Source organism: Arenibacter sp. S6351L (genome assembly GCF_023016025.1).
GTDB lineage: Bacteria > Bacteroidota > Bacteroidia > Flavobacteriales > Flavobacteriaceae > Arenibacter > Arenibacter algicola_B.
This window is the reverse complement of sequence record NZ_JALKBB010000001.1, coordinates 424,347-448,784: the sequence shown is the minus strand read 5'-3', so window position 1 is coordinate 448,784 and position 24,438 is coordinate 424,347. Positions and strand designations below refer to the sequence as shown.

20 protein-coding genes are annotated in these 24,438 nt (G+C 40.2%); 13 read left to right on the top strand and 7 right to left on the bottom strand.

Annotated elements, in window-relative coordinates; translation table 11 throughout:
• Position 1: 1 nt before the first annotated feature.
• From MWU82_RS01850 to MWU82_RS24230, 3 genes are read right to left on the bottom strand one after another with little or no spacing between them, the layout of a single operon-like run.
• Entirely contained in the window at positions 2 to 883 is an 882-nt protein-coding gene (locus MWU82_RS01850; RefSeq protein ID WP_247095015.1) for an SMP-30/gluconolactonase/LRE family protein, read from the bottom strand.
• A 60-nt stretch (positions 884 to 943) separates the two neighbouring features.
• Complete coding sequence (locus MWU82_RS01845; protein WP_247095014.1) at positions 944 to 1,708, bottom strand: SDR family oxidoreductase; 765 nt, start codon at positions 1,706 to 1,708, stop codon at positions 944 to 946.
• A 2-nt stretch (positions 1,709 to 1,710) separates the two neighbouring features.
• Complete coding sequence (locus tag MWU82_RS24230) at positions 1,711 to 1,833, bottom strand: hypothetical protein (RefSeq protein WP_281502388.1); 123 nt, start codon at positions 1,831 to 1,833, stop codon at positions 1,711 to 1,713.
• Between the two features lie 424 nt (positions 1,834 to 2,257).
• Here MWU82_RS24230 and MWU82_RS01840 point away from each other — a divergent pair, with 424 nt between their 5' ends.
• The 6 genes from MWU82_RS01840 to MWU82_RS01815 all read left to right on the top strand — a co-directional run bounded on the left by MWU82_RS01840 (position 2,258) and on the right by MWU82_RS01815 (position 11,635).
• On the top strand, positions 2,258 to 3,520 hold the full coding sequence (locus MWU82_RS01840; protein ID WP_247095013.1) for an alginate export family protein: 1,263 nt from the start codon (positions 2,258 to 2,260) through the stop codon (positions 3,518 to 3,520).
• Between the two features lie 229 nt (positions 3,521 to 3,749).
• Positions 3,750 to 5,156, top strand: a complete 1,407-nt coding sequence (nirK, locus tag MWU82_RS01835) for a copper-containing nitrite reductase (protein WP_247095030.1) — start codon at positions 3,750 to 3,752, stop codon at positions 5,154 to 5,156.
• A gap of 104 nt (positions 5,157 to 5,260) precedes the next feature.
• The gene (locus tag MWU82_RS01830) at positions 5,261 to 5,980 is read left to right on the top strand and encodes a formylglycine-generating enzyme family protein (RefSeq protein WP_215947984.1); all 720 of its coding nucleotides are present in this window, start codon (positions 5,261 to 5,263) and stop codon (positions 5,978 to 5,980) included.
• A complete protein-coding gene (locus MWU82_RS01825; RefSeq protein WP_247095029.1) occupies positions 5,976 to 6,689 on the top strand; it encodes an SCO family protein in 714 nt (237 codons plus the stop codon). The genes MWU82_RS01830 and MWU82_RS01825 overlap by 5 nt, the downstream gene beginning before the upstream one ends.
• A 201-nt stretch (positions 6,690 to 6,890) precedes the next feature.
• Complete coding sequence (gene mfd, locus MWU82_RS01820; protein ID WP_247095012.1) at positions 6,891 to 10,289, top strand: transcription-repair coupling factor; 3,399 nt, start codon at positions 6,891 to 6,893, stop codon at positions 10,287 to 10,289.
• 14 nt (positions 10,290 to 10,303) lie between these two features.
• Positions 10,304 to 11,635 (top strand): redoxin domain-containing protein, encoded by a 1,332-nt coding sequence (locus MWU82_RS01815; protein WP_247095011.1) that lies wholly within the window; start codon positions 10,304 to 10,306, stop codon positions 11,633 to 11,635.
• A gap of 88 nt (positions 11,636 to 11,723) precedes the next feature.
• On the opposite strand, the gene MWU82_RS01810 is transcribed toward MWU82_RS01815, so the two are convergent.
• Both MWU82_RS01810 and MWU82_RS01805 read right to left on the bottom strand, forming a co-directional pair.
• Positions 11,724 to 12,383: an aspartate kinase gene (locus MWU82_RS01810; protein WP_031442049.1), complete on the bottom strand. Its 660-nt coding sequence runs from the start codon at positions 12,381 to 12,383 to the stop codon at positions 11,724 to 11,726.
• Positions 12,384 to 12,434: 51 nt separating this feature from the next.
• Positions 12,435 to 12,794, bottom strand: a complete 360-nt coding sequence (locus tag MWU82_RS01805) for a YraN family protein (RefSeq protein WP_247095010.1) — start codon at positions 12,792 to 12,794, stop codon at positions 12,435 to 12,437.
• A gap of 191 nt (positions 12,795 to 12,985) precedes the next feature.
• On the opposite strand from MWU82_RS01805, the gene MWU82_RS01800 reads away from it, so the two are divergent.
• From MWU82_RS01800 to MWU82_RS01780, 5 genes are all read left to right on the top strand, one after another.
• The gene (locus MWU82_RS01800; RefSeq protein ID WP_215947865.1) at positions 12,986 to 14,494 is read left to right on the top strand and encodes a DUF1800 domain-containing protein; all 1,509 of its coding nucleotides are present in this window, start codon (positions 12,986 to 12,988) and stop codon (positions 14,492 to 14,494) included.
• An 11-nt stretch (positions 14,495 to 14,505) separates the two neighbouring features.
• A complete protein-coding gene (locus MWU82_RS01795; protein ID WP_215947864.1) occupies positions 14,506 to 16,221 on the top strand; it encodes a DUF1501 domain-containing protein in 1,716 nt (571 codons plus the stop codon).
• A gap of 135 nt (positions 16,222 to 16,356) precedes the next feature.
• Positions 16,357 to 18,441 (top strand): methionine--tRNA ligase, encoded by a 2,085-nt coding sequence (gene metG, locus MWU82_RS01790; protein WP_247095009.1) that lies wholly within the window; start codon positions 16,357 to 16,359, stop codon positions 18,439 to 18,441.
• Between the two features lie 44 nt (positions 18,442 to 18,485).
• Positions 18,486 to 20,609: a Tex family protein gene (locus tag MWU82_RS01785; RefSeq protein WP_247095008.1), complete on the top strand. Its 2,124-nt coding sequence runs from the start codon at positions 18,486 to 18,488 to the stop codon at positions 20,607 to 20,609.
• 70 nt (positions 20,610 to 20,679) lie between these two features.
• On the top strand, positions 20,680 to 21,198 hold the full coding sequence (locus MWU82_RS01780) for a ferritin (RefSeq protein WP_215947861.1): 519 nt from the start codon (positions 20,680 to 20,682) through the stop codon (positions 21,196 to 21,198).
• 839 nt (positions 21,199 to 22,037) lie between these two features.
• Here MWU82_RS01780 and MWU82_RS01770 read toward each other — a convergent pair.
• Together MWU82_RS01770 and ssb are read right to left on the bottom strand one after the other, a co-directional pair.
• Positions 22,038 to 22,337, bottom strand: coding sequence for a GIY-YIG nuclease family protein (locus tag MWU82_RS01770; protein ID WP_215947860.1), 300 nt, complete (start codon positions 22,335 to 22,337; stop codon positions 22,038 to 22,040).
• Between the two features lie 418 nt (positions 22,338 to 22,755).
• The gene (gene ssb / locus MWU82_RS01765; RefSeq protein WP_031442041.1) at positions 22,756 to 23,088 is read right to left on the bottom strand and encodes a single-stranded DNA-binding protein; all 333 of its coding nucleotides are present in this window, start codon (positions 23,086 to 23,088) and stop codon (positions 22,756 to 22,758) included.
• Positions 23,089 to 23,352: 264 nt separating this feature from the next.
• Between ssb and MWU82_RS01760 the strand changes: the two genes are divergently transcribed.
• Together MWU82_RS01760 and MWU82_RS01755 are read left to right on the top strand one after the other, a co-directional pair.
• On the top strand, positions 23,353 to 23,727 hold the full coding sequence (locus MWU82_RS01760) for a DUF1304 domain-containing protein (protein WP_215947859.1): 375 nt from the start codon (positions 23,353 to 23,355) through the stop codon (positions 23,725 to 23,727).
• 123 nt (positions 23,728 to 23,850) lie between these two features.
• Complete coding sequence (locus tag MWU82_RS01755) at positions 23,851 to 24,423, top strand: pentapeptide repeat-containing protein (protein ID WP_247095006.1); 573 nt, start codon at positions 23,851 to 23,853, stop codon at positions 24,421 to 24,423.
• Positions 24,424 to 24,438 lie beyond the last annotated feature (15 nt).

Here is a 24,438-nt window from a genome sequence, read left to right as displayed (position 1 = left end):
TTTAGGCTATACTCTTAAACTGATAGGCCGGGAATCCCTTATGACCACAATTCCTAACTACAAATAGCGACCCTGCCAAGGGTTGTTTCTCCAGTTCCACTTCACTAAGCCCCTTCCTAGCTGAAGTTATATATAAATCCTCCATGGTTTCACCCCCAAAGGCACAGGAGGTAACTTGGGAAACCGGCATAGTAATGGACAATAATTTTTTTCCCGTTCCAGGGTCGTAGCGGGCTACCTGCCACCCTCCCCAATGCGCTACCCATAACATCCCCTCATGGTCTATGGTCATGCCATCTGGAAAGCCATCTTCTTCGGCAATGTTAATGACCGTTCTTTTGTTGGCCAATTCGCCACTTTCCTTATCGTAATCGTAGCCCACTACTTTGCGGGTCGGTGAATCTATGAAGTACATTGTTTTGTGATCCGGACTCCAGGCCAGGCCATTTGAAACACTAATATTGGATTCCTTTTTCCTAACATTTAATGAAGCATCAAGCACATAAAGGCTGCCAGAGGATTTATCTTCTGCAATGGGCATGGTCCCTGCCCAAAACCGACCTACTGGATCACATTTCCCATCATTAAACCTGTTTTCCGGCAAATCTTTCTCTGGATTCGTTATCATATCGACTTTCCCATTTTTGCGGTTTACGAACCCAAATCCGTCCTTTAAGGCAGCAATGTAATTCCCATTGTCAGAAATAGCCATAGCGCCGATCATTTGGCCTACCGAAATGGTGTTCGAAGCATTGGATTTTGGAGACCATCCATGGATATTTCCATTTAAAATATCTACCCAACATATCTGTTTTTTGGAGTTATCCCAGAGCGGACCTTCCCCCAATTCGCATATAATTCCACTAACTACTTCTGGACCCATATTTTTTAGAATCTATTTATTTATTAATAATTATAAGCATTAGAATATTCAAGGCGCCTATTAATTTTTATAAGGAGACGGACTCACCGATGTCCAACCACCATCGATTACCAAACTTTGTCCCGTGATATGTTTGGCATTATCCGAGACCAAAAACAAAACAGCTTGGGCTATATCATTGACAGATGCAGGTCTGCCCAGGGGCGTAATGTTCTCCCAAGTCCCAAAATAGTCTTTATCCTTCAAGGTCCTCTCGGTCAGGGTGGCACCTGGTGCCACGGTATTGACGTTTATTTTATAGGGTGATAGCTCTATGACCAAGTTCTTGGCCAACATTTCCAATGCGGCCTTACTCATACCATAGGCCGCTAAATTTTCATGTGCCTGATGCCCTGTTACCGAAGACATAAAAAGAATAGACCCCCCGGAACCTTGCTTTTTCATTAGATTGGCTGCGGCTTGGGCCAGAAAAAAACTACCGCCCAAATTTACTTTCATAACCTCAAAGAAAGATTCTGGAGTATAGGTAAGGAATTCCCCAAAAAGGGTAATCCCGGCATTGGCGACCACCACATCCAGTTTCCCGAATTCCGTAACTGCAGTTTCTACCATTTGTTGTATTACCTGCATATCACTGGAATCTCCAGCAAGACCAATACAATTTCCTTTATTACCATCCACTTCCGCCACTGCTTCCTTCGTTAAAGTGGCATCCAAATCGTTCAGAAGAACATTGGCCCCATTGGCCACCAATTGCTTGCAAATCTCCAAGCCTATTCCCTGTCCCGCTCCTGTAACAATGGCTACTTTACCCTTAAAATCCATGATCAATCAATAATATTAATGGAAATTCCTTGGTTCTTCATCCAGGCCCTATAAATAAAACCGTCATTACCTGTGCGACCGAACCAATTGCTGCTACACAGCTTTTTCTTGTCATCGTTTTTCATCGCTTATTGTATTCATGCTTAAATGGGTCTGAGCTGTTAGCGACAGCCACAGCACTTAACCCATTTTTTGGTTTTCTAAAGAATCTAAAAACTTTGGTTCCTCCCTAATGATATTTGGGTGGAATTCATTTCTATAAATCATCATTTTATTGTGAGTATTTCACTCAATCCTTATTTGCAGGCTTCAATATCGTGAACTTTTCCGAAATAAATAGGTCGTATTTTAAGGAATTTAAAATTGGGCGCAAGTAAATATAGAATTGCAAGATCATAAATATATGTACCCCCAGTAATGAACCAAAATGTGCAAGGGCGAGTTTCAAAAAGTGAAGTAAGTATTTCAACTTATTCTATATGACAAATATCATATTCCACTAAAGATAACCTCCTGAATTTTGCCTGCGAAAAATCAACCAAATTAGTCATGAAACTGAAGAAACCCTTTAAAGTTCTTTTTTTTATCCTTTTATCCACGCAAGTAAAGGCGCAGTTGGCAATAGATGCCGAATTACGACCTAGGTTCGAATATAGACATGGTTTTAAAACCTTATTCCCTAATAATGAAGACCCTGCGGTCTTTGTTTCTCAACGGACCAGACTGAATACCAATTATGAAATTGACAGACTGTCCTTCTACCTAAGTCTACAGGACGTCCGGATCTGGGGAGATGTTCCTCAACTTAACAGCTCGGATAAAAATGGGGTCGGAATACATCAGGCTTGGGGGAAAATTAAGCTAGATCCAACTTTTTTCCTAAAAGTGGGACGACAAGAAATTATTTATGACGACCACCGAATTTTTGGAGATGTAGGTTGGGCCCAGCAAGCCAGAAGTCACGATGCCGCCCGCGTGGAATACAACAATGCCGGCTTAAAAATTGATCTGGGATTCGCATTTAACCAAAGTGATGAAAACTTAACCGGAAATACTTTGACCACCCCAGGAACTTATAAAAGCATTCAATATCTATGGGCACATAACGAATGGAACAAATTCTCCGCAAGCTTTCTTTTCTTAAACAATGGTTTGCAATTTATTGATGATATCAATTCCAATAACAACCAAACCAGGTATAGCCAAACCCTTGGAACCCATTTAAATTATAAGGCGAATAATTTGAAATTGACATCAAACCTTTATTACCAATTTGGAAAGGATATTGCCAATAATGACCTAAATGCATATCTAATATCCTTAGAGGGAAACTATAAAATTGCTGCTAAATCCACTCTGGGACTTGGGGTAGAACTCATCAGCGGTAATGACAATGGATCACCTTCCAACCAGGAAAATAAAGCTTTTACCCCCCTTTATGGAACCAATCATAAGTTTAACGGACTTATGGATTATTTCTATGTTGGCAACCACACTAACAGCGTAGGGCTTTTGGATATTTATGCCAATGCCAAGGTGGCGTTAAATGAAAAATCCAATGTAAATATTGCTCTTCACAACTTTTCAGCCGCAGCAGAAATAGGTCCAAACAGCGAAAAACAATTGGGGACTGAACTAGATATCGTTTACGCCTATAAACTTCAAAAAGAAATTGGCATCAGTGGCGGTTATTCGCATCTTTTTGCCTCTCAAGGCATGGAAACTATAAAAGGAAACTTCGATGGGAATATTAATAATTGGGGTTGGATAATGTTGACTATAAACCCTATTTTATTTTCAAATAAGGATTAATCCTAAGAAAAACCTAACCCAAGAATAGAGTGGCAACGCAAAATTAATTTTTTTTAGACATAAATAGAAAATATGACAAGTGTCATGTTTTTGTAGCATTGCCAAAACTATTTTTGCCTGAATAAAAGACCAAAACATCCTTTATTTTTTCAACAAGCAACCTAAACAAATTATTATGAATTCAAAATTGACAAAAAAAATATTCCTCTCCCTAATTATGGCTGTAGGAATGGGCAGTCTTATCCTCTCATGTGCAAAAAAGGAAAAGATAGTTTATGAAAGCACAGCTGATATTCCTGCAAATCGTGAAATGATTGCCGAATTAACATCCCCTCCCAACGTACCCACTCCTGTTGGTAAAAGAAAGGCCAAATTACTTAAGGTAGACATGGAGATCCTGGAGCAGGAGGGAGAAATGACCAACGGAGTGCGATATGTATATTGGACTTTTGGAGGTACCGTACCAGGCAGTTTTATAAGAACAAGGGTTGGCGATGAAGTTGAATTTCACCTAAAAAATCACCCTGAAAATAAATTGCCCCACAATATCGACTTACATGCAGTTACCGGTCCAGGAGGAGGTGCAGAGTCTTCTTTTGTAGCACCAGGTCACGAAAAGGTTTTTTCGTTTAAAACCCTTAATCCTGGACTTTATGTGTACCACTGTGCCACCGCTCCCGTAGGTATGCATATAGCCAACGGTATGTACGGATTAATATTGGTAGAACCAGAAGGAGGCTTGCCCTTGGTAGATAAGGAATATTACATTATGCAGGGCGATTTTTACACCAAAGGTGCCAATGGAGAAAGAGGTTTACAACCTTTTGATATGCAAAAAGCAGTTGATGAAAAGGCAGATTATGTAGTTTTCAATGGTAAGATGGGAGCCTTGACCGGGGATAATGCCATTACCGCAAACGTAGGCGAAACTGTGCGATTGTTCGTTGGGAACGGTGGACCAAACCTGGTATCTTCCTTTCATGTTATTGGTGAAATATTCGACAAGGTACATGTAGAAGGCGGGGATATGATCAATGAAAATGTGCAAACTACCTTAATCCCAGCCGGTGGGGCCGCCATAGTAGAATTTAAGGTAGATGTTCCCGGAACGTTTATCCTAGTAGACCATTCCATTTTCAGAGCTTTTAATAAAGGAGCATTGGGAATGTTGAAAGTACAGGGCGAAAAAAATAAGACTATCTATTCTGGAGAACTGGAAGATGGAATCTACTTGCCCGAAGGAAGTGGTATACAAAAAATGCCTTCAACCAATGGCGTAGTAGAATCTGAAATTCCTGCCAAATCAATGGAGGAAAAGATGGAATTTGGAAAAGCAACCTATATGCAGACCTGTTTTGCCTGCCACCAAGCAGAAGGCCAGGGTATTGCAAATGCATTTCCTCCGTTGGCAAAATCGGACTACCTAAATGCCGATGTTAATCGCGCTATAGATATAGTATTGCACGGAAAAACGGGTGAAATAACAGTGAACGGACAAAAATATAACAGTGTTATGACCGCGCAGACCTTGTCAGATGAAGAAGTGGCCAACGTACTGACTTATGTGTACAATAGTTGGGGCAATTCCAAAAAGGACGTAACTCCGGCCATGGTTAAAAGTGTAAGAAATAAATAACATAATTCCATAACAATAAAATGAACATAAGTCCCTTTTTTAAAGTAGCCTTTACACTGATTGCAATCATAGCAGTAAATATTGTTTCCGCCCAATCAGAGAATATGGTTACCGTAAAAGGAGGGACTTATATTCCACTTTACGGAGTAGATTCAACAGCTGTCACCGTAGATGCGTTTACAATGGACGTATACCCCGTAACCAACAAGGAGTATTTAAAGTTTGTACAGGAATATCCTGAATGGAAAAAAAGTAAGATCAAGCGACTATTTGCAGACGGTAATTACTTGGTGAATTGGGAGGGTGATGATTCCTATGGCAACCAGTTGGCCGGCGATGCAGCGGTTACCAACGTTTCTTGGTTTGCCGCCAAGAAATATTGCGAATGCCAAGGTAAAAGATTGCCAACCGTAGATGAATGGGAATACGCGGCAATGGCCGATCAAAATAGTCCGGACGCCCGCAAAAAAGAATCCTACAATCAGCTTATTCTGGATTGGTACGAAGCTCCAAAAACATTTAACAATTCCATAGGCTCCACTTTCAAAAATTATTGGGGAATTTATGACCTTCACGGCCTTGTATGGGAATGGACAATGGACTTTAATTCCGTTCTAATTTCCGGTGAATCCAGAAAGGATGTGGACAAGGACAGTAATCTTTTTTGTGGAAGTGCTGCGGTAGGAGCATCGGATTTAATGAACTATGCCGCCTTTATGCGCTATGCCTTTAGAGGCAGTTTAAAAGCTAATTATGCCATACGAAATTTAGGGTTCCGATGTGTGCAGACGAAAGGACCCAACAATAAAAACCTAACTTATTAAGGAAATGAAAAAAATTCTCAATGCCGGATTGTTATGCTTTTTGCTAATCAATCTTATAGGTTGCAATACCAAAAATTCAACCAAAACAATAACAGAAAAATACCAATGCCCCATGCATTGCGAGGGTGACAAGACCTATGACCAACCTGGTAAATGTGGCGTTTGTAAAATGGACCTGCAGCTTCTGGCCATGAACACCAAAAAGGAGGGTGAAATTTCTGAGCTATCCATTTATAATCTTCCGTCCAAATGGACCAATCAGAACAATGAGGAAATACAGTTGAAGGCGCTGAAAGGAGATGTATTGGTTATGGTCATGATCTATACTTCCTGTCAAACCGCTTGCCCTAGATTGGTCGCTGATATGCGAGGTATAGAAGAGCAAATCCCAGCCGATAAGAAAGATAAGGTCACCCTTGTCTTTGTTAGTATAGACCCTGAAACAGATACGCCACAACGTTTAAAAGAATTTGCAAAGGAAAACCAAATGGATTCGGAAAAATGGGTATTTCTAAGAGGTTCCGAAGGGGACACCCGTGAATTTTCGGCAGTACTGGCGGTAAACTACAAAAAAATATCCCCTATGGATTTTTCACATTCCAACATCATAAGCGTTTTTGACCAAGAAGGGGAATTGGCCTATCAACAAGAAGGCTTGGGAGTAAACAATAAGGAAACGGTTTCTAAAATTATAGAATTGGTGAATTAGATTAAATAGATTTTTTTTAATCACAACCGATCTCGTCGGGTGCAAGAATAATATATGCCCGTATATTTTTAGGAGACAACAACCTTTACTATTCATCAATATGCTTTTACATATGGTCTATCATAAATAATCTGATGATTAAATTTATCTATCCTTTGTGTATAGGTTATCCAAGCTTTATATTTGCAATAAAATTTACGGTTGACAAAATCTTCAATGTTACAACTGTTCGCACAGTCTCCCCAACTGGGAAAACTGAGGGCTACTATTGCCGATTTCCAAGATAACGCCTCTGCGACCTCAAAACCAAAAACGAATATCAAAGGATTAACAGGGTCTGCCCTGTCCTTCGTAATTGCAGAAATATTTCTCAAATCCGAGGCTCCATTTTTGTTTATTTTAAACGACAAGGAGGAAGCCGCCTACTATTTAAACGATCTGGAGCAGCTGCTAGGGGATAATGATGTGTTATTTTATCCAGGTAGTTATAGAAGGCCCTACCAGATTGAGGAAACGGACAATGCCAATGTGCTTTTGCGTGCAGAAGTACTTAACCGTATCAACTCCAGAAAAAAACCGGCGATCATCGTGACCTATGCCGATGCGCTTTTTGAAAAAGTGGTGACCAGAAAGGAACTGGAGAAAAATACCCTAAAAATTAAACTGGAGGATACCCTTTCCCTAGACTTTTTAAATGAGGTTTTGTTCGAATACAAATTTAAAAGGGTCGATTTTGTCACCGAACCAGGAGAATTTTCGGTTCGTGGTGGTATCATGGACGTATTTTCCTTTTCCCATGATGAACCTTATAGAATTGAATTTTTTGGAGACGAGGTAGACAGTATTAGAACCTTTGATGTGGAAACCCAGTTGTCTACACAAAAGGTTAAAAAGATCACCATCATTCCCAATGTGGAAAACAAGTTCCTGGACGAAAACCGGGAGAGCTTTCTAAAGTACATATCCCCAAACACCCTTATCTTTAGCAAGAACCTGAGTTTGCTATACGCTAGGTTGGATTCATTTTTTGAAAAAGCAGAAGAGGCATTTACCAAACTGTCCAAAGAAATAAAGCATGCGAAACCTCAGGAATTGTTTACCAATTCCCATTTATTAAAACATCAACTGGCCGATTTTGGCCTCGTAGAGATCGATGGAAACACCAAAGCTTCCAGTGATCCGGAAACCATCGTATTCAACACAAAGCCTCAACCTTCATTTAACAAAAAGTTCGATTTGTTAATTGAAAACCTAAACGATAATTACAAAAACGGGTTTACCAATTATCTCTTTTGCGCAACCGACCAACAGGCCAAAAGGTTTCACGATATTTTTGATGAAGTGGGAAAGGAAGTCCATTATAAAACCGTTGTACTTCCATTATATCAGGGCTTTTTGGACAATGATTTAAAGATTGCCTGTTACACGGACCATCAGATCTTTGAGCGCTATCTAAAATTCCATTTAAAAAATGGCTACGCTAAAAAGCAGGCCATTACCTTAAAAGATCTGAACAAATTGGAAATTGGGGACTATGTTACCCATATAGACCACGGAATTGGAAAATTCGGCGGACTTCAAAAGATAGATGTTGAAGGAAAGAAACAGGAAGCTATAAAGCTAATGTATGGGGAAAGGGACATTCTTTATGTAAGCATACATTCATTGCACAAAATTTCCAAATTTAATGGGAAGGACGGGGCACCCCCAAAAATATATAAACTAGGTTCTGGAGCTTGGAAAAAAATCAAGGACAAGGCAAAATCGCGCGTTAAAAAAATTGCCTTCGACCTTATCCAACTTTATGCCAAGCGAAGATTGGAAAAAGGGTTTCAATATGGCCCGGACAGCTACTTACAACACGAATTGGAAGCGTCCTTTATTTACGAGGATACCCCGGACCAAAGCAAGTCTACCGAGGACATCAAGAAAGACATGGAAAGCGAAAGACCCATGGACCGACTCGTTTGTGGGGATGTAGGTTTTGGCAAAACGGAAGTGGCCATTAGAGCTGCCTTTAAGGCCGTGGATAATGGAAAACAAGTTGCCGTTTTGGTCCCTACAACTATTTTGGCCTTTCAGCACCACAGGACTTTTACGGAGCGTTTGAAAGATATGCCGGTTACCGTAGATTACGTAAATCGTTTTAGGACTGCCAAAGAGAAAAAAGAGACCTTGGAAAATCTTGCAAGCGGCAAGGTAGATATCATTATTGGTACCCATCAGTTGGTAAACAAGAACGTGAAGTTTAAGAATTTAGGATTGTTGGTCGTGGATGAGGAACAAAAATTTGGCGTGTCGGTTAAAGACAAATTAAAATCCATTAAGGAAAATGTAGATGTCCTAACGCTTACCGCTACACCCATCCCAAGAACCCTTCAATTTAGTTTAATGGCTGCAAGGGATTTATCGGTCATCAATACCGCACCGCCCAATAGATACCCCATAGAAAGCGAGGTAATCCGTTTTAGCGAAGAGACCATTCGCGATGCCATAACCTACGAAATCCAACGGGGTGGACAGGTCTTCTTTATCCATAATAGAATTGAAAATATTAAAGAAGTCGCCGGAATGATCCAAAGACTGGTGCCGGATGCCAAAATTGGTATTGGCCACGGGCAAATGGACGGTAAGAAATTGGAAACCCTTATGTTGGCGTTTATGAATGGTGAGTTCGATGTTCTTATTTCTACCACCATTGTAGAAAGCGGTCTGGACGTTACCAATGCCAACACCATTTTTATTAACAATGCCAATAATTTTGGCCTAAGCGACCTGCATCAAATGAGGGGGCGTGTAGGCCGAAGTAATAAAAAAGCTTTCTGTTACTTTATTACCCCACCCTATGATGTTATGACCAACGATGCCAGAAAAAGAATTCAGGCCTTGGAACAATTTACGGATCTGGGCAGCGGTTTCAATATTGCCATGAAAGATTTGGAAATTAGGGGTGCCGGGGACTTATTGGGAGGAGAACAGAGTGGGTTTATCAATGAAATTGGCTTTGATGCCTATCAGAAGATATTGGCCGAGGCCATAGACGAACTTAAAGAAAACGAATTTAAGGAGCTATACGAAGAAGTTGGGGGTAAACAAAAAATATTTGTCAAGGAGACCCAAATAGATTCCGATTTTGAATTGCTGTTCCCTGACGATTATATCAATAATATTACCGAACGCTTAAACCTCTATACCGAATTGAACCAGGTTTCCGATGAGGAAGGATTACAAAAATTTGAGACGGAATTGGTCGACAGATTTGGGGAGCTCCCTACCCAGGCAGAGGATTTATTAAACTCGGTCCGTATTAAATGGATAGCCAATAGTATTGGCCTGGAAAAAATAGTGATGAAGAAGGGTAAAATGATCGGTTATTTTATAGCAGACCAACAATCGGATTTTTACCAAAGTAGTGCCTTTACCGCCGTATTACAATTTGTACAAACCCATGCCAAGCTTGCGAAATTGAAAGAAAAGCAGACCCGAAACGGACTGCGACTGCTGTTGGTATTTGAGCATATAAATTCTATAGATAAAGCCTATAAATCCATTCAACCTTTCGATTCCCTTATCCCAAAACAGGGAATAACGGTTACATAAAAAAACTACAGTTGATGCTATTAAAAAATACCCTATTACTTTTTACCCTGTGCTTCACTTTTATTTTGCAAGCCCAACATACCATTTCAGGAAATTTATCACCGGCCGACGATTACAAATGGCTGATTGCCTATAAATTGAATCCTGACCATCAGAATTACATTGCCGACACGGCTGTTAAGAACGGGGCTTTCTCGTTAAATTTTCCGGCCAATGCACAGACGGGCATGTATAGACTGGTATATGCCGTACCTCAGGAGGAATTTTATTTTGATTTTATCTATAATGGAAAGGAGGATATTGTTCTCTCCTTCGATTCCCAAAAAGGCCTATCTTTTATATCCTCCACTGAAAACCTCTTATATGCCAGGTATTTTAATGAAATACATAAACTGGAGAAACAAATTGCTCAATTTTATTCGGAAAAAAAGAAGGATCGCAACCTGCTTTTAAACCTCAACAAGAAGTTGGCCGCGGTGCAAAAATCATTCGAAACCCAATCACAAGAGATGCTCAGCGGACATTTCATTTCGGCAAACAGGCCCTATATTTCTTCGGGCTATGAGGATGTTGAAACCTATGTAAGGCATAAAAGAGAACATTATTTTGACGCCTTGGACTTTAACGATCACGTACTACTGGGATCCGACTTTTTAACGGACAAAGTAGTAAATTACGCATTTACGGCCCTGCCCCAACTTCAAATTCCCTCTAAGGAAAAAGAGCCTGTTATTATAGAAAATGTTAAGGAATTGGCACAAGTATTGGAAAATGTAAGCGCCATCAATAAGGTGCAGTTATTCAATAGCCTATGGACAAAGGCATCCAACGATAATTTAAATATAGTGGCCGATTTTATTTACGATAATTATCTAAAATCCCTGGCAACCGAAACAAATAAATCCGAACTCTTAAAAAAGATCGAAACCCAAAATAGACTTCGTTTGGGAGCCGTAGCCCCGGAAATTACTTGGAATGAAGGCAGTAGCACCAAAAAACTTAGTGGCCTAACGGAGGCAAAGAATTATGTAATTGTATTTTGGAGCAGCACCTGTTCGCACTGTCTACGGCAACTTCCTGAATTTCATAAAGCCTTAAAGGATATTTCCAACACCAAGGTCCTGGCCATTGGCCTGGAAGACGATGATGTAACTTGGAAAAAGGAATCCGCAAAGCTATCAGGATTTATACACGGTATAGCTTTAGGAAAATGGGAAAGTCCGTATGCGGATATTTACGATATCCATCAAACCCCTACCTATTATATTTTGGACAATGAAAAGCGCATTGTTGCCAGGCCGGATGATTACCAAGAAGTTGTGAAATTCTTAAAAGGGAATAATTAACACTCTGCAATTGGAGACAATGCGTTTTCCTATTATCACGTTTACACATTGAAACATTGTTCCATTAACCAATTGCTACATTAGTGCATTACAATGTTTTAAGATCCTTAATAGTCTTAAAGGCGACATCTACCTGCTCATCGTTTACGATGATGGTAAATTCATTGGTTGTGGATATCACTTCGTATAGAACGATACCCTCCCATGCCAAGCGTTGAAAAATAAAATAATAGATACCAGGTACGGAAACGTTTTCCGCCGGCAACTTAACGGTAATAGAGGAGAGATTTTCAGCCTTTTGTGTGCACTTCTCGTTCTTAAACAACTCTTCCACTGCCTCGTCCAATATATTGCTGACAACGATATTAAGTTCGTTTACCCCTCTTGACGAAGTATAAAAAACATCCTTATTCCTATTTACCTCATTTAATAAAACAGTCTGATTTTCCAAAATGGATTCGGATACCAAAAAGGTAAAATCGGTCAATGATGACCTTACCGTGATTTCCCCTATATTTTTTAAAACCTTAATAATTTTATGGGTAGCACGGAACTCCAAATCATCGGAAAGTCGTTTTAAGGCCATTACAATAGCACCGTTGCGAATATCCTTCCCCAATTCACTTTCTATTTCCGGTTTTACTATTCTAGAAAGCGACGTTAAGTTTATAATACCCTGAGCTAAAGCACTTTGTAAAAATGGTTTCTTTTTAATGTAGTCTTCCACGACCGATGAAATAGTCTTCATTTCCTTAAACTTTTGGTAAAAATAACAAATTGTTACAAATAAAACAAATAATTAAAAGTGATAAAACGCATTTTCCAAATGTTCTATGCTAAATTTTGACCCTTTTTTATGTATGGTAATGATATCGAACCTGGCCTCCACATCAAGATCCTTGCTAATAATATAATGATCGGCCGCTAAGACCAAGAGTTTTATTTTCTTCTCCGTAACCGTGTCGGCAATTGGTTGCATATAATCGGAACTTCGCGATTTTACTTCTACAATGGCCAATATATCCCCTTTTCTCGCAATTATATCGATCTCTGCTTTCAAATACCTATAATTTCTATGAACTACCCTATAACCATTTTCAGTTAAATAGTCGACCGCCAATTGCTCTCCCTTTTTCCCAAATTCGTTATGCTTTGCCATACCATTTCCAATCTATTTACCAAAAAACGTGCATTTTATCGAAAAACCTAACATACTGTCGTCCAAATTTCTATAAACCACGTAATTTGTTATGCATTCTAGCGAATTTTTTCTAAGAGCAATAATTTCTTATTAAAATCTGCGTTATGCAATGACCCCTTACTTGTAACCTATCAAATGCGGAATAAATTATGGAATTTTTCATAAACTGTAATACTTCTAGTTTGGCCCCCTATACCACCCCGTTGGATGGACAAAGGGCTCAACATCTATATAGAAGATTGGGTTTTAGCGCCTCCGTCCAAACTATTAATCAAGCTACTGGCCAAACCGCCGGCAATTTGGTTAATTCCCTTATTTCCGAAGCGCAAAATATGCCCCTCTTGGCTGCTCCACTCTGGGCAGACTGGAACAATAGCAATTATCCTGAAGACGATGACCTACGTGGACAAATGATAAGGTCTCAACAAGAAGAATTCAAGTTGGCCTATACCAACTCCTTACTTGATAATAACCTCCGAGATCGGCTTAGTTTTTTTTGGAGCAATCATTTTGTAACAGAACTGGACGTTTACAATTGCAACTCATTCCTTTATCATTATATCAACTGCCTACAGCGCAACGCTATTGGGAATTTTAAGACCTTTGTTAGCGAAATTGGCCTTACCAGTGCCATGCTCTACTATTTGGACGGTGTTTACAACAATGGTAACAACCCCAATGAGAATTATGCCCGTGAACTTTATGAGCTATTCACCTTAGGCGAAGGAAATGGATATACCGAACAGGATATCATTGAAACGGCCAAGGCCATTTCCGGATATGTTGAAAGGGGAGAACTCGGCTGTGAGCAAGTAGTTTTTGATCCTACCAAATTTAACACAGAGAATAAAACAATATTTGGAAGAACTGGAAATTGGGGATATGATGACGTCATAGATATTCTTTTTGAAGAAAGAGCCAACGAAATAGGCTATTTCATCTGTAAAAAATTGTACGAATTTTTTGTACACCCGGATGCCACGGATGAAGCCAACAATGCAAAGACCATTATTGATGGCTTAACGGCAACATTTATCAGCAATAATTTTGAAATGGCACCAGTTTTAAGCCAACTTTTTAAAAGTCAACACTTTTTTGACGATGAAGCCATAGGTGTAATCATTAAAAGTCCGTTCGATATTTATCTAAATCTGATAAACGAAACCGGCTTTGCCTATAACGACACTACTATTGGAAGTGCCATAAATTATAGTGGAATGCTGGGGCAAGACCTATTTGACCCTTTTGATGTTGCAGGATGGCAACGAAACAGGGATTGGATCAATACCAATTTTATGATTGGCCGTTGGCTTACCATGGAAACTATTGTAGATGGTTTTTACCAGGACAGTCCTGAGCAATTTAGGACATTTGCCATGGACGCCGTTGGACCAGGAAATAGCAATACAAGTAACCCGGAAATTGTTGTACGGGCTATTGTAGACAAAATTACACCCAAGGGATTGTTTACCCAACAGGATTTTGACAATGCCATGTCGGCATTTAAAATAGAAGATGTTCCTGAAGATTATTATGGCCCGGATTATATCCCTGGCGGACAATCGTTATGGATTTTAAGCGTAAGCCAAGAGGTTCCCTCACAGGTTCATCTACTTTTAAGACACCTTACCAGACAACCCGAATTTCAACTTAAATAAAACCGACCATTATGTGCGATACTCATCATAAATCACCCCATAAAGGCAAAGACCATGATGGTCACGATTTGGAACATAAGACATGGAGTCGACGTTCCTTTCTACAAGCCTTAGGTATTGCCGGTTCCGGATCCATGATGCTGGGCAGTAACTATCTAACAGCATCGGCCCCATCCCCTCTGACCTCGGCTATAGCCATGGCGGAAACCGATAATATTTTAATTTTAATTCGCTTGTCAGGAGGAAACGACGGACTTAGCACTATTATTCCAATAGAGCAGTACGACATCTATGCCAATGCACGTCCCAATATTTATCTGCCGGAAAGTAAAATATTAAGACTAACAGATGAATTTGGGGTACCTACCTATATGAAATCTTTGGAGCCCATGTGGGGCGAAGGCCAATTTAAAGCGGTACACGGTGTAGGTTATGAAGGCCAAAGCCTATCCCACTTTACCGGTTCGGATATTTTTGCCAATACCGACCTAAGTACTACAGGTTTCAGTGGAAGGGATACCGGTTGGATGGGAAGACATTTCGAACACCTATATCCGGATTATTTATCGGATTTTCCCGGTAGCCGACCAGAAGGCCCTGCCGCTATCCAAGTCGGAAACTATGGAAGTTTGGTTTTTGAAGGAGAAGAGACCAATTACGCCTTTGTAACCAACAATATAGATCAGTTGGAACAAATTGCGGAAACAGGACTGCAATATTCTATAGACGATTCGCTTTTTGATAGTTGCATGTACAGTGATCAGATTAAATTTCTTAGAGGTGTATCCAACGTAACCAATGAATACGCAGGTACTATACACGAAGCTTATATGCGTGGCGCAAACCAAGTTGAGTATCAAAATAATGGTTTTGCCAGACAATTGGCATTATTGGCCAGATTGATCAAAGGAAACCTTGGCACCAAGGTCTACATGATCAGCATGGGAGGTTTTGATACCCACGGAAATCAACCTTTGGTACATGAACGCCTAATGACGCAACTGTCCATTGCCGTTGATAATTTCTATGATGACCTCGCCTTTACCCAGCAGGACGACAAGGTATTGAGCATGACTTTTTCCGAGTTCGGTAGAAGGATCTTCGAAAACGGATCCAATGGAACCGACCATGGAAAGGCTGCCCCTACCTTATTTTTTGGTTCTGGATTAAACGGAAGTGCTTTTGTGGGTGACCACCCCTCTTTGGACGAGCCAAATGGCAGAGGTAACCTGGAATACACAATGGACTTTAGAAACCTTTATGCCACCGTACTGGCAGAATGGCTATGTGTAGATATTCCCCTTGTGGAACAACATATCATGGACGGATATACGTATACCCCTGTAAACCTAGGCTTTAATTGTAGTGGAGTAGATTTCCCGGATATAGTTTATAGTGACGGTGAACCCACTCCTCCAACACCAACAGATCCTATTGAGGAAAATCCAAATCCGGATTTGATAAACGCCATTGTACACAAACCTTTTTACCCTACAGATTCAACACCGCACATTTACCTCGAAATGCCTTTTAGCGCCCATGTAAACATACAATTGTTTAACATTATGGGGCAATATTTGGGATCCGTATTTAATGAAATAATGTTGGAAGGGTCTACAGAAATAAACATCAGAGAGAACCTGTCCACTTATTTGGCGTCAGGAAAATATATTTATAGAATACAGGTTCAAAATCAAAATCTTAGTAAATCCATAATGGTAGCTTAAAGTCACCCCCTACTTACTATGCGAGAAGGCCTTCGTATATTCTGAATTCTTTTCAGGGTAACGAAGGCTTATTTTTTGAAGGAATACGCCAGCTGCAAGTAAAAATCTTTATTTTTGCAGCCTAATCCATAAATAATGTCGCAGAACCTTCAGAAGCCAGCAAGATATACCATAACCGCAGCCCTTCCTTATACCAACGGACCTATACATATAGGGCATTTGGCAGGAGTTTATGTGCCAGCGGATATCTATGCAAGATACTTGAGATTAAATGGAAATGATGTGGCCTTCGTTTGTGGAAGCGACGAACACGGGGTTGCCATTTCCATGAAAGCCAAAAAAGAAGGAGTAAGTCCCCAAAACATAATCGATAAATATCACGGTATAATTAAGCAATCCTTTCAGGATTTTGGAATTACCTTCAACAACTATTCAAGAACATCCGCCGAAGTTCACCATAAAACGGCCTCCGATTTCTTTGTGAAACTCTATGAACAAGGAGATTTTATTGAGGAAACTACCGAACAATTATATGACGCAGAGGCAAAACAATTTTTGGCCGATCGTTTTGTAATCGGTACTTGTCCTAAATGTGGCCATGAAGAAGCTTATGGGGATCAGTGCGAAAATTGTGGCTCCACTTTAAATGCCACAGACCTTATCAATCCCAAATCGACCATTTCCGGAGCAGTACCCTCCCTAAAAGAAACCAAGCACTGGTTTTTACCTTTGGACCGTTACGAAGATTTCCTGAAGACCTGGATTTTGGAAGGTCATAAAAATGACTGGAAGCCCAATGTATATGGACAATGCAAATCATGGATCGATGACGGCCTAAAGCCAAGGGCGGTAACCCGTGATCTTGATTGGGGAATCCCGGTACCTGTAGAAGGCGGTGAAGGCAAGGTATTGTATGTTTGGTTCGATGCACCAATAGGATATATTTCCTCTACCAAAGAATGGGCAGCAAGGGAAGGAAAGGATTGGGAACCCTATTGGAAGGCCAAGGACACTAAAATGGTACATTTCATCGGCAAGGATAATATTGTATTCCACTGTATTATTTTCCCCAGTATGCTAAAGGCACATGGCGATTTTATATTACCGGAAAATGTTCCGGCCAACGAATTCTTAAACCTCGAAGGCAACAAATTGTCCACTTCCAAGAATTGGGCGGTGTGGCTGCATGAATATTTGGAAGAATTTCCCAATATGCAGGATGTACTTAGATATACCCTGACCGCCAATGCCCCGGAAACCAAGGACAACGATTTTACCTGGAAGGACTTTCAGGCCAGGAACAACAATGAATTAGTGGCCATTTATGGGAACTTCATCAACCGTGTTGTAGTGCTTACCAACAAATATTATAATGGAATTGTTCCCTCCCCTGGTACCTATAGCCAAGTAGATACGGAAACTCTGGCCGAACTTAAAAAATATCCTGAGATCATTGCCAGTTCTATAGAAAGATACCGTTTCCGTGAAGCCGGACAGGAAGTAATGAATTTGGCACGACTTGGCAATAAATACTTGGCCGACGAGGAGCCATGGAAAGTAATTAAACAGGATGAGGAAAGGGTAAAGACGATTATGTTCGTTGCCCTTCAAATAGCGTCGGCTCTGGCAGTGTTAAGCGAGCCATTCCTACCTTTTACTGCCGCTAAGCTTAAAAAAATCCTCAATATCTCCCAAAGTGGAGCTGAGGGGTCCCTTGAATGGAAAGACATATCGGAAAAGGAAATATTACTGCCTGCAGAACATCAGATAAACGAAGCCGAGTTACTCTTCAGCAAAGTAGAGGACGAAACCATACAGGCGCAATTGGACAAATTGGAAGCTACCAAAAAAGCAAATGAAACTATGAACAAAGAAGTTAGCCCACAAAAAGACACCATTACCTTTGACGATTTTTCCAAATTGGATATGCGGGTAGGTACCATTATTGAAGCAGAAAAAATGCCTAAGGCCAAAAAACTTTTGGTGTTAAAAGTGGATACGGGATTAGATGTGAGAACTATAGTATCGGGTATTTCGGAAAGCTTTTCACCCGAGGATATCATAGGTAAAAAAGTAACCGTTTTGGTAAACCTGGCACCTAGGGCCCTACGTGGCGTGGATAGTGAGGGAATGATCCTAATGACGGAAAATGCAGATGGTAAATTGGTATTTATTAATCCGGATGAAGATGGGGTTGAAAGTGGTGAGACAATAAATTAAGGCTGAATGCCCTGAAACCTACTACTTAAAAATCAAAATACCCCATGAATCTTATATCCTACATATCCAAAAACACCCAACTCCCATTAAAAGGCATAGAAAATACGGTTGCCCTATTAAATGAGGATTGTACAGTACCCTTTATTTCCCGTTACCGAAAAGAGCGGACCGGAAATTTGGACGAGGTGCAAATTGGCGCCATTGTACAGTACAAATCGCAGTTTGAAGCTTTGGAAAAACGTAAGTCGGCCATCCTTAAATCCATAGAGGAACAGGAGGAACTAATTCCTGAATTGGCAAAAAAAATAAATGATGCCGAGGATCTCACCACCTTGGAGGATCTTTATCTACCCTTCAAGAAAAAGCGAAAAACCAAAGCAGAAACAGCTAAGAAAAATGGCTTGGAGCCCTTGGCTAAAATTATTTTGGCCCAGCGTACCGATGAAATCGATTTTGAGGCATCCAAATATATCAATGATGCGGTTCCCAATGAAGATGATGCCCTGGAAGGAGCCCGACATATAATTTCGGAGTGGATCAATGAGCGCAGCGATATCCGAAATCAGATCAGGTCCCAATTGGAAAAATTCGCCTTAATATCCACCAAGGTTATTTCCACAAAGAAAGATGATGAAAAGGCACAAAAATTTAGGGACTATTTTGAATGGAGCGAACCCTTAAATAGATGTCCATCGCACCGACTCTTGGCCATACTGCGAGCCGAAAATGAAGGTTTTATAAGGGTTAAAGTCGAGATAGACGATGATAAGGCCATCTCCAATATGGAGTATAGGATCATCAAAAATAAAAATGCTACTACTCCACATCTTCAACTGGCCATACAGGATGCCTATAAGAGGTTGCTATTCCCTTCCCTTTCCAATGAAATTCTAAAATCTGCTAAGGAAAAAGCGGACGAATCGGCCATTCAGGTATTTTCCAAAAACCTGAAACAACTGTTATTGGGCTCGCCCTTAGGCGAAAAAAGAATTTTGGCCATAGATCCTGGCTTCAGAACGGGCTGTAAAGTGGTTTGCCTTAGCGCTCAGGGCGATTTGGAGCATAACGGGACCATTTACCCACACGCACCTCAAAACGACAGCACTGGGGCTATAAAGAAAATAAGTTCTTTGGCAGACGCCTATAAGATTGAAGCCATAGCCATAGGAAACGGTACCGCCTCCAGGGAAACGGAGCAATTAATAAAGCGGATTCAATTCAAGAACAATATTGAGGTGTTTGTGGTCAGTGAGGCCGGTGCCTCAATTTATTCTGCCTCTAAAATTGCCCGGGAGGAATTCCCCAATTACGATGTTACCGTTAGGGGTGCCGTATCGATAGGAAGACGCCTAGCAGATCCCTTGGCAGAATTGGTTAAAATAGATGCCAAATCTATCGGGGTCGGACAATATCAGCATGATGTAGACCAAAATCTATTGAAAAATTCCCTGGATGCCGCAGTAGAAAGCTGTGTTAACACCGTGGGCGTAAACATTAATACTGCCAGTGTTCCCTTACTTAGCTATGTTTCCGGAATTGGCCCTAAATTGGCGGAAAACATTGTGGCCTATAGGAACGAAAATGGTGCCTTTACCAGTAGGAGCGAAATAAAAAAGGTGCCCCGTTTGGGAGAAAAAGCCTTTGAACAGGGAGCGGCATTTTTACGTATCAGGCAGGCAAAAAATCCTTTGGATGATTCTGCAGTACATCCTGAGAGCTATTCCCTTGTACAAAAAATGGTGAAAGATCAAGGAGTTCCCCTTTCCGAAATAATAGGAAACAAGGAAGTCCTCAAAAAGATCGATCTAAATAAATATTGCACAGAAAATGTAGGATTGCCCACCCTACAGGATATTGTAAAGGAATTGGAGAAACCCGGGCTGGACGTTAGGGAAAAGGCTAAGGTATTTACCTTTAATCAGAACATAAGGACCATTTCCGATCTAAAAGAGGGACAATTATTACCGGGAATAGTAAACAACATTACCAATTTTGGCTGCTTTGTGGATGTAGGGATCAAAGAAAGTGGCCTAATCCATATCTCCAACCTATCCGATAGTTTTGTAAAAGATGTGAACGAACATGTTAGCCTGCACCAGCAAATTATTGTAAAGGTGCTGGAAGTTGATATTCCCAGAAAACGGATACAATTGGCTTTGCACAAATAACTCCAAATCTTAAGTTAAGAGCTGGTAAAAAGAGCCATTTATTTGTAACTTTAGTTAAAATTTGAAACTTATGTTGTCCGAAAAACTAGAAAAAGCATTGAACGAACAGGTCCGTATAGAGGCCGAATCTTCACAGGTATATTTATCCATGGCCTCTTGGGCAGAAGGAAAAGGATTGGAAGGTATTGCACAATTTATGTACAGCCAATCGGATGAGGAGCGTTTGCATATGCTCAAGCTGGTAAAATACATTAATGAAAGGGGCGGGCACGCCTTTGTATCCGCGCTTAAAGCTCCTAAAACCGACTTCGGCAGTTTTCAGAAAATGTTCCACGAGCTATTGGATCATGAAATTTTTGTTTCCAATAGCATTAACGAACTGGTACATGTAACCCTGCAGGAAAAGGATTATGCTACCCATAATTTTCTTCAATGGTATGTAGCGGAACAAATCGAGGAAGAGGCCTTGGCGCGTAATATTTTGGACAAGATCAACCTTATTGGCAATGACAAAGGCGGCCTGTATTTGTTCGATCGAGATATACAGCAGATTACAGCCAATAGTGCGGCCATAACACCAAAGGCATAAATTTAACATTTAATCTTATTTAGATTTAATTAAAATAAATACTTTTGCCTCGTTATTATTCTAATTTCCAGTGGGTAAAAAGAAGAAACAGGACAAGAAAGAGAAAAAAAAGCTAAAAAAAGCTTTAAAAAAGGAGCAGAAAACGGCTCTCAAGGAAATGGTTCCCCATGGGTGCAAAACCAAGTGTTGCGACAAATACAAAAAGTCGGAATCCAAGAGGTGTAATCGCTGTCCTTGTTTCGATTTGATGAAGAAGGTGGCTTAAACTTTGACAACCTTGCGCATACCGAGCATTGCGAATTTAATTGACTTACGATAGTCGCGGCACGGTGAAGTAATCTCACAGCTGTGCGCCAAGAACAAATAGCAGTAACCAAAATCATACAGATTGCCACGTCACTAACGTCCCTTGTCTACCGATAGGCAGGCTCACAATGACGTTGCTAATTTTAATTTCCAATCCAACAATCCGTCATTGCGAACGGGACTGTCAACAGATAGGCCTAGTGAAGCAATCTCATAGTTGTGCTCACCAAACCAACAGATTGCTTCGTCACTATCGCTCCTCGCAATGACGCCTCATTGGGACTAATAAAGCAGAAAGCCTTAACGACCATAGTTGCACGTCATTGCGAACGGGACTGTCAACAGACAGGCCTAGTGAAGCAATCTCATAGTTGTGCTCACCAAACCAACAGATTGCCACGTCACTATCGCTCCTCGCAATGACGTTGCATATTTTAATTTCCAATCCAACATCCCTTCATAGCGAAAGGGACTATCCATAGGCAGGCATAGTGAAGCAATCTCTTGAAAATGGCATATAAGTTCTAAACTATTTAATCAATATAAAACAACCATCCTATAGCCAAATCCTTCCAATTAGGATTCCCCCTATTGACTAATTGTTCCTTACGCCTCCTATTTCCCGATTTTATCTGTTTCTCCCTTTCAATAGCCATATCCATATTGCTATATTCTTCAAAATAAACCAGTTTATTGCAATTGTATCGATAGCTAAACCCACGAAATGCACCGGTTTTATGTTCATAAATACGTCTAACTAGATTGCTTGTAACCCCTACATAGATGACGGTATTATTCTTATTAGCAAGTAAATATACATATGACTTTTTCATGATATTCTATTTCCTACTAGCGAACTTAGCTATCAATAGGAGTTGCAGTGAACCAACCTCTTCATAGCACCCCATACAAACAGATTGCCACGTCACTATTGCTCCTCGCAATGACGTTGCATATTGTTATTTCCAATCCAACATTCCGTCATTGCGAACTTGACTGCCCGCAGGCAGACATAGTGAAGCAATCTCATTGGTTTGTTCCCTTTACAAAAAGATTACCAAGTGACTAACGTTCCCTGACGGCCGATAGGCAGGCTCGCAATGCGTTTATAAATTCATTTGCAATGCTCAAATGAGTGGTCTCCCCCCAAAAAACAAAAGAAGTAACCCAATAGCCGCTTAAACGGACCCAACAGATTACTTCCTGCTTAACGCCTATTTACGATATAGACCTCCTGATAAGTAGACCAATTTATTTCCCCAACATCAGGAGTTCATTACATCGAATTTCGGTGATGTACCTTTTTTCCCCTTCCTTGGTTTCATAAGACCGAGTGGTCAATTTTCCTTCAACGGCAACTTCCTTACCCTTGTTGAGATAGTTTTCTACGATTTCAGCAGTCTTGCCCCAGGCCACAACATTGTGCCATTGGGTATCCGTTACTTTTTCTCCTTTGGCATTTTTGTAAGTCTCATTGGTAGCAATGGCGAATTTGGCCAATTTGCCACCTCCGTCTAGATTAATAATTTCTGGATCGTTCCCCAAGTTCCCAATCAACTGTACTCTGTTTCTAAGTGCGTTCATAATACATAATTTTTAAATCCCGAATCCACGGGAAAGGTTAAACAGTTAATGATTTTTGATGGGACAAACTTAGCTTCCTCTGCAGATGTTATTCGGTTGAAAAGTATTTAATTTCGTTTGTTATCATTTGTAGTCGTTTGTAAATGTATATAGATGCCCCCCTTATGGTTCATAAACCACTCCACAATACACTGACTTGCAACAACGATAAATCAATTGAATCCCCTATATTTAGAACAAAATAATCCTTGCAAAAATCAAACTATGGAGATCGTATTAAAAATCCTTATAGGCATTATAGCCCTTGAACACCTTTATATTTTATATATGGAAATGTTTGCCTGGGAGACCTTGGGCAAAAAAACATTTAGAAAAGCACTTCCGGAGCATATGTTTAAACCTACCAAAGGATTGGCTGCAAACCAAGGGCTGTACAACGGATTTCTGGCCGCTGGGCTTATTTGGACATTTTTCATAAAAGACGCGGCTTGGAGCACCAATATCTCCATTTTTTTTCTAAGCTGTGTGGCCATTGCGGGCATTTATGGTGCTTGGTCCGCCAGTAAAAAAATATTCGTGGTGCAGGCCTTACCTGCTCTAATAGCACTTTTGTTACAGTGGTTTGTTTCTTCCTTTTAATCATAGAACTATGGACCAACCAAAATCAAAATAAGCAGTAACCTATTCGCTAGCTATAATATTCTTTCCTTTACACTTTCTTTCCCTCAAGATTATTTAAATACCAAAAATTCGAATATCAGTATGAGTACTCCATTTATTTCGGACCAAACCTTTAAAGGAATCGACTTTACCTCCAAGCGCCTATCCAAAGGAGATTATGAGAACTGCGTTTTCGACTCCTGTACATTTTCCAAAGGAGATATATCCAACATCGTTTTTATGGAGTGTGTTTTTACAGATTGTGATCTAAGCAATGTAAACTTAAAAAACACCACCTTTAAGGAAACGGTTTTTAAAAGCAGTAAACTTTTGGGGATACGTTTTGACCATTGTAACGATTTTTTATTGTCATTCAATTTCTTTGACTGCACCTTAAATCTATCCTCCTTTTACAAATTAAAACTCAAGAACACCATATTCCAAAATTGCAAATTGATTTCCGTGGATTTTAACGAATCCGACCTAACAGAAACCCAATTTGAATCCTGTGATCTTCAAAGTGCAATCTTTGAAAATTCCAACCTAGAAAAAGTTGATTTCAGAACAGCATTCAACTATACCCTGGATCCCGAAAAGAATAAAATTGCCAAAGCCAAATTCTCCAAGGAAGGTGCTTTGGGTTTATTAAAGAAGTACAATATCAAAATTGAATAAACCAACGCAAAGAAT

Coding starts and splice junctions, on each gene's coding strand:
- MWU82_RS01770 (WP_215947860.1), bottom strand. CDS start 22,337: ATGAAAAAGTCATATGTATATTTACTTGCTAATAAGAATAATACCGTC.
- metG (WP_247095009.1), top strand. CDS start 16,357: ATGTCGCAGAACCTTCAGAAGCCAGCAAGATATACCATAACCGCAGCC.
- MWU82_RS01755 (WP_247095006.1), top strand. CDS start 23,851: ATGAGTACTCCATTTATTTCGGACCAAACCTTTAAAGGAATCGACTTT.
- MWU82_RS24230 (WP_281502388.1), bottom strand. CDS start 1,833: ATGAAAAACGATGACAAGAAAAAGCTGTGTAGCAGCAATTGGTTCGGT.
- MWU82_RS01845 (WP_247095014.1), bottom strand. CDS start 1,708: ATGGATTTTAAGGGTAAAGTAGCCATTGTTACAGGAGCGGGACAGGGA.
- MWU82_RS01850 (WP_247095015.1), bottom strand. CDS start 883: ATGGGTCCAGAAGTAGTTAGTGGAATTATATGCGAATTGGGGGAAGGT.
- MWU82_RS01830 (WP_215947984.1), top strand. CDS start 5,261: ATGGTTACCGTAAAAGGAGGGACTTATATTCCACTTTACGGAGTAGAT.
- MWU82_RS01805 (WP_247095010.1), bottom strand. CDS start 12,794: ATGGCAAAGCATAACGAATTTGGGAAAAAGGGAGAGCAATTGGCGGTC.
- ssb (WP_031442041.1), bottom strand. CDS start 23,088: ATGAACGCACTTAGAAACAGAGTACAGTTGATTGGGAACTTGGGGAAC.
- MWU82_RS01785 (WP_247095008.1), top strand. CDS start 18,486: ATGAATCTTATATCCTACATATCCAAAAACACCCAACTCCCATTAAAA.
- MWU82_RS01810 (WP_031442049.1), bottom strand. CDS start 12,383: ATGAAGACTATTTCATCGGTCGTGGAAGACTACATTAAAAAGAAACCA.
- MWU82_RS01795 (WP_215947864.1), top strand. CDS start 14,506: ATGTGCGATACTCATCATAAATCACCCCATAAAGGCAAAGACCATGAT.
- MWU82_RS01815 (WP_247095011.1), top strand. CDS start 10,304: ATGCTATTAAAAAATACCCTATTACTTTTTACCCTGTGCTTCACTTTT.
- MWU82_RS01840 (WP_247095013.1), top strand. CDS start 2,258: ATGAAACTGAAGAAACCCTTTAAAGTTCTTTTTTTTATCCTTTTATCC.
- nirK (WP_247095030.1), top strand. CDS start 3,750: ATGGGCAGTCTTATCCTCTCATGTGCAAAAAAGGAAAAGATAGTTTAT.
- MWU82_RS01800 (WP_215947865.1), top strand. CDS start 12,986: ATGGAATTTTTCATAAACTGTAATACTTCTAGTTTGGCCCCCTATACC.
- MWU82_RS01780 (WP_215947861.1), top strand. CDS start 20,680: ATGTTGTCCGAAAAACTAGAAAAAGCATTGAACGAACAGGTCCGTATA.
- MWU82_RS01760 (WP_215947859.1), top strand. CDS start 23,353: ATGGAGATCGTATTAAAAATCCTTATAGGCATTATAGCCCTTGAACAC.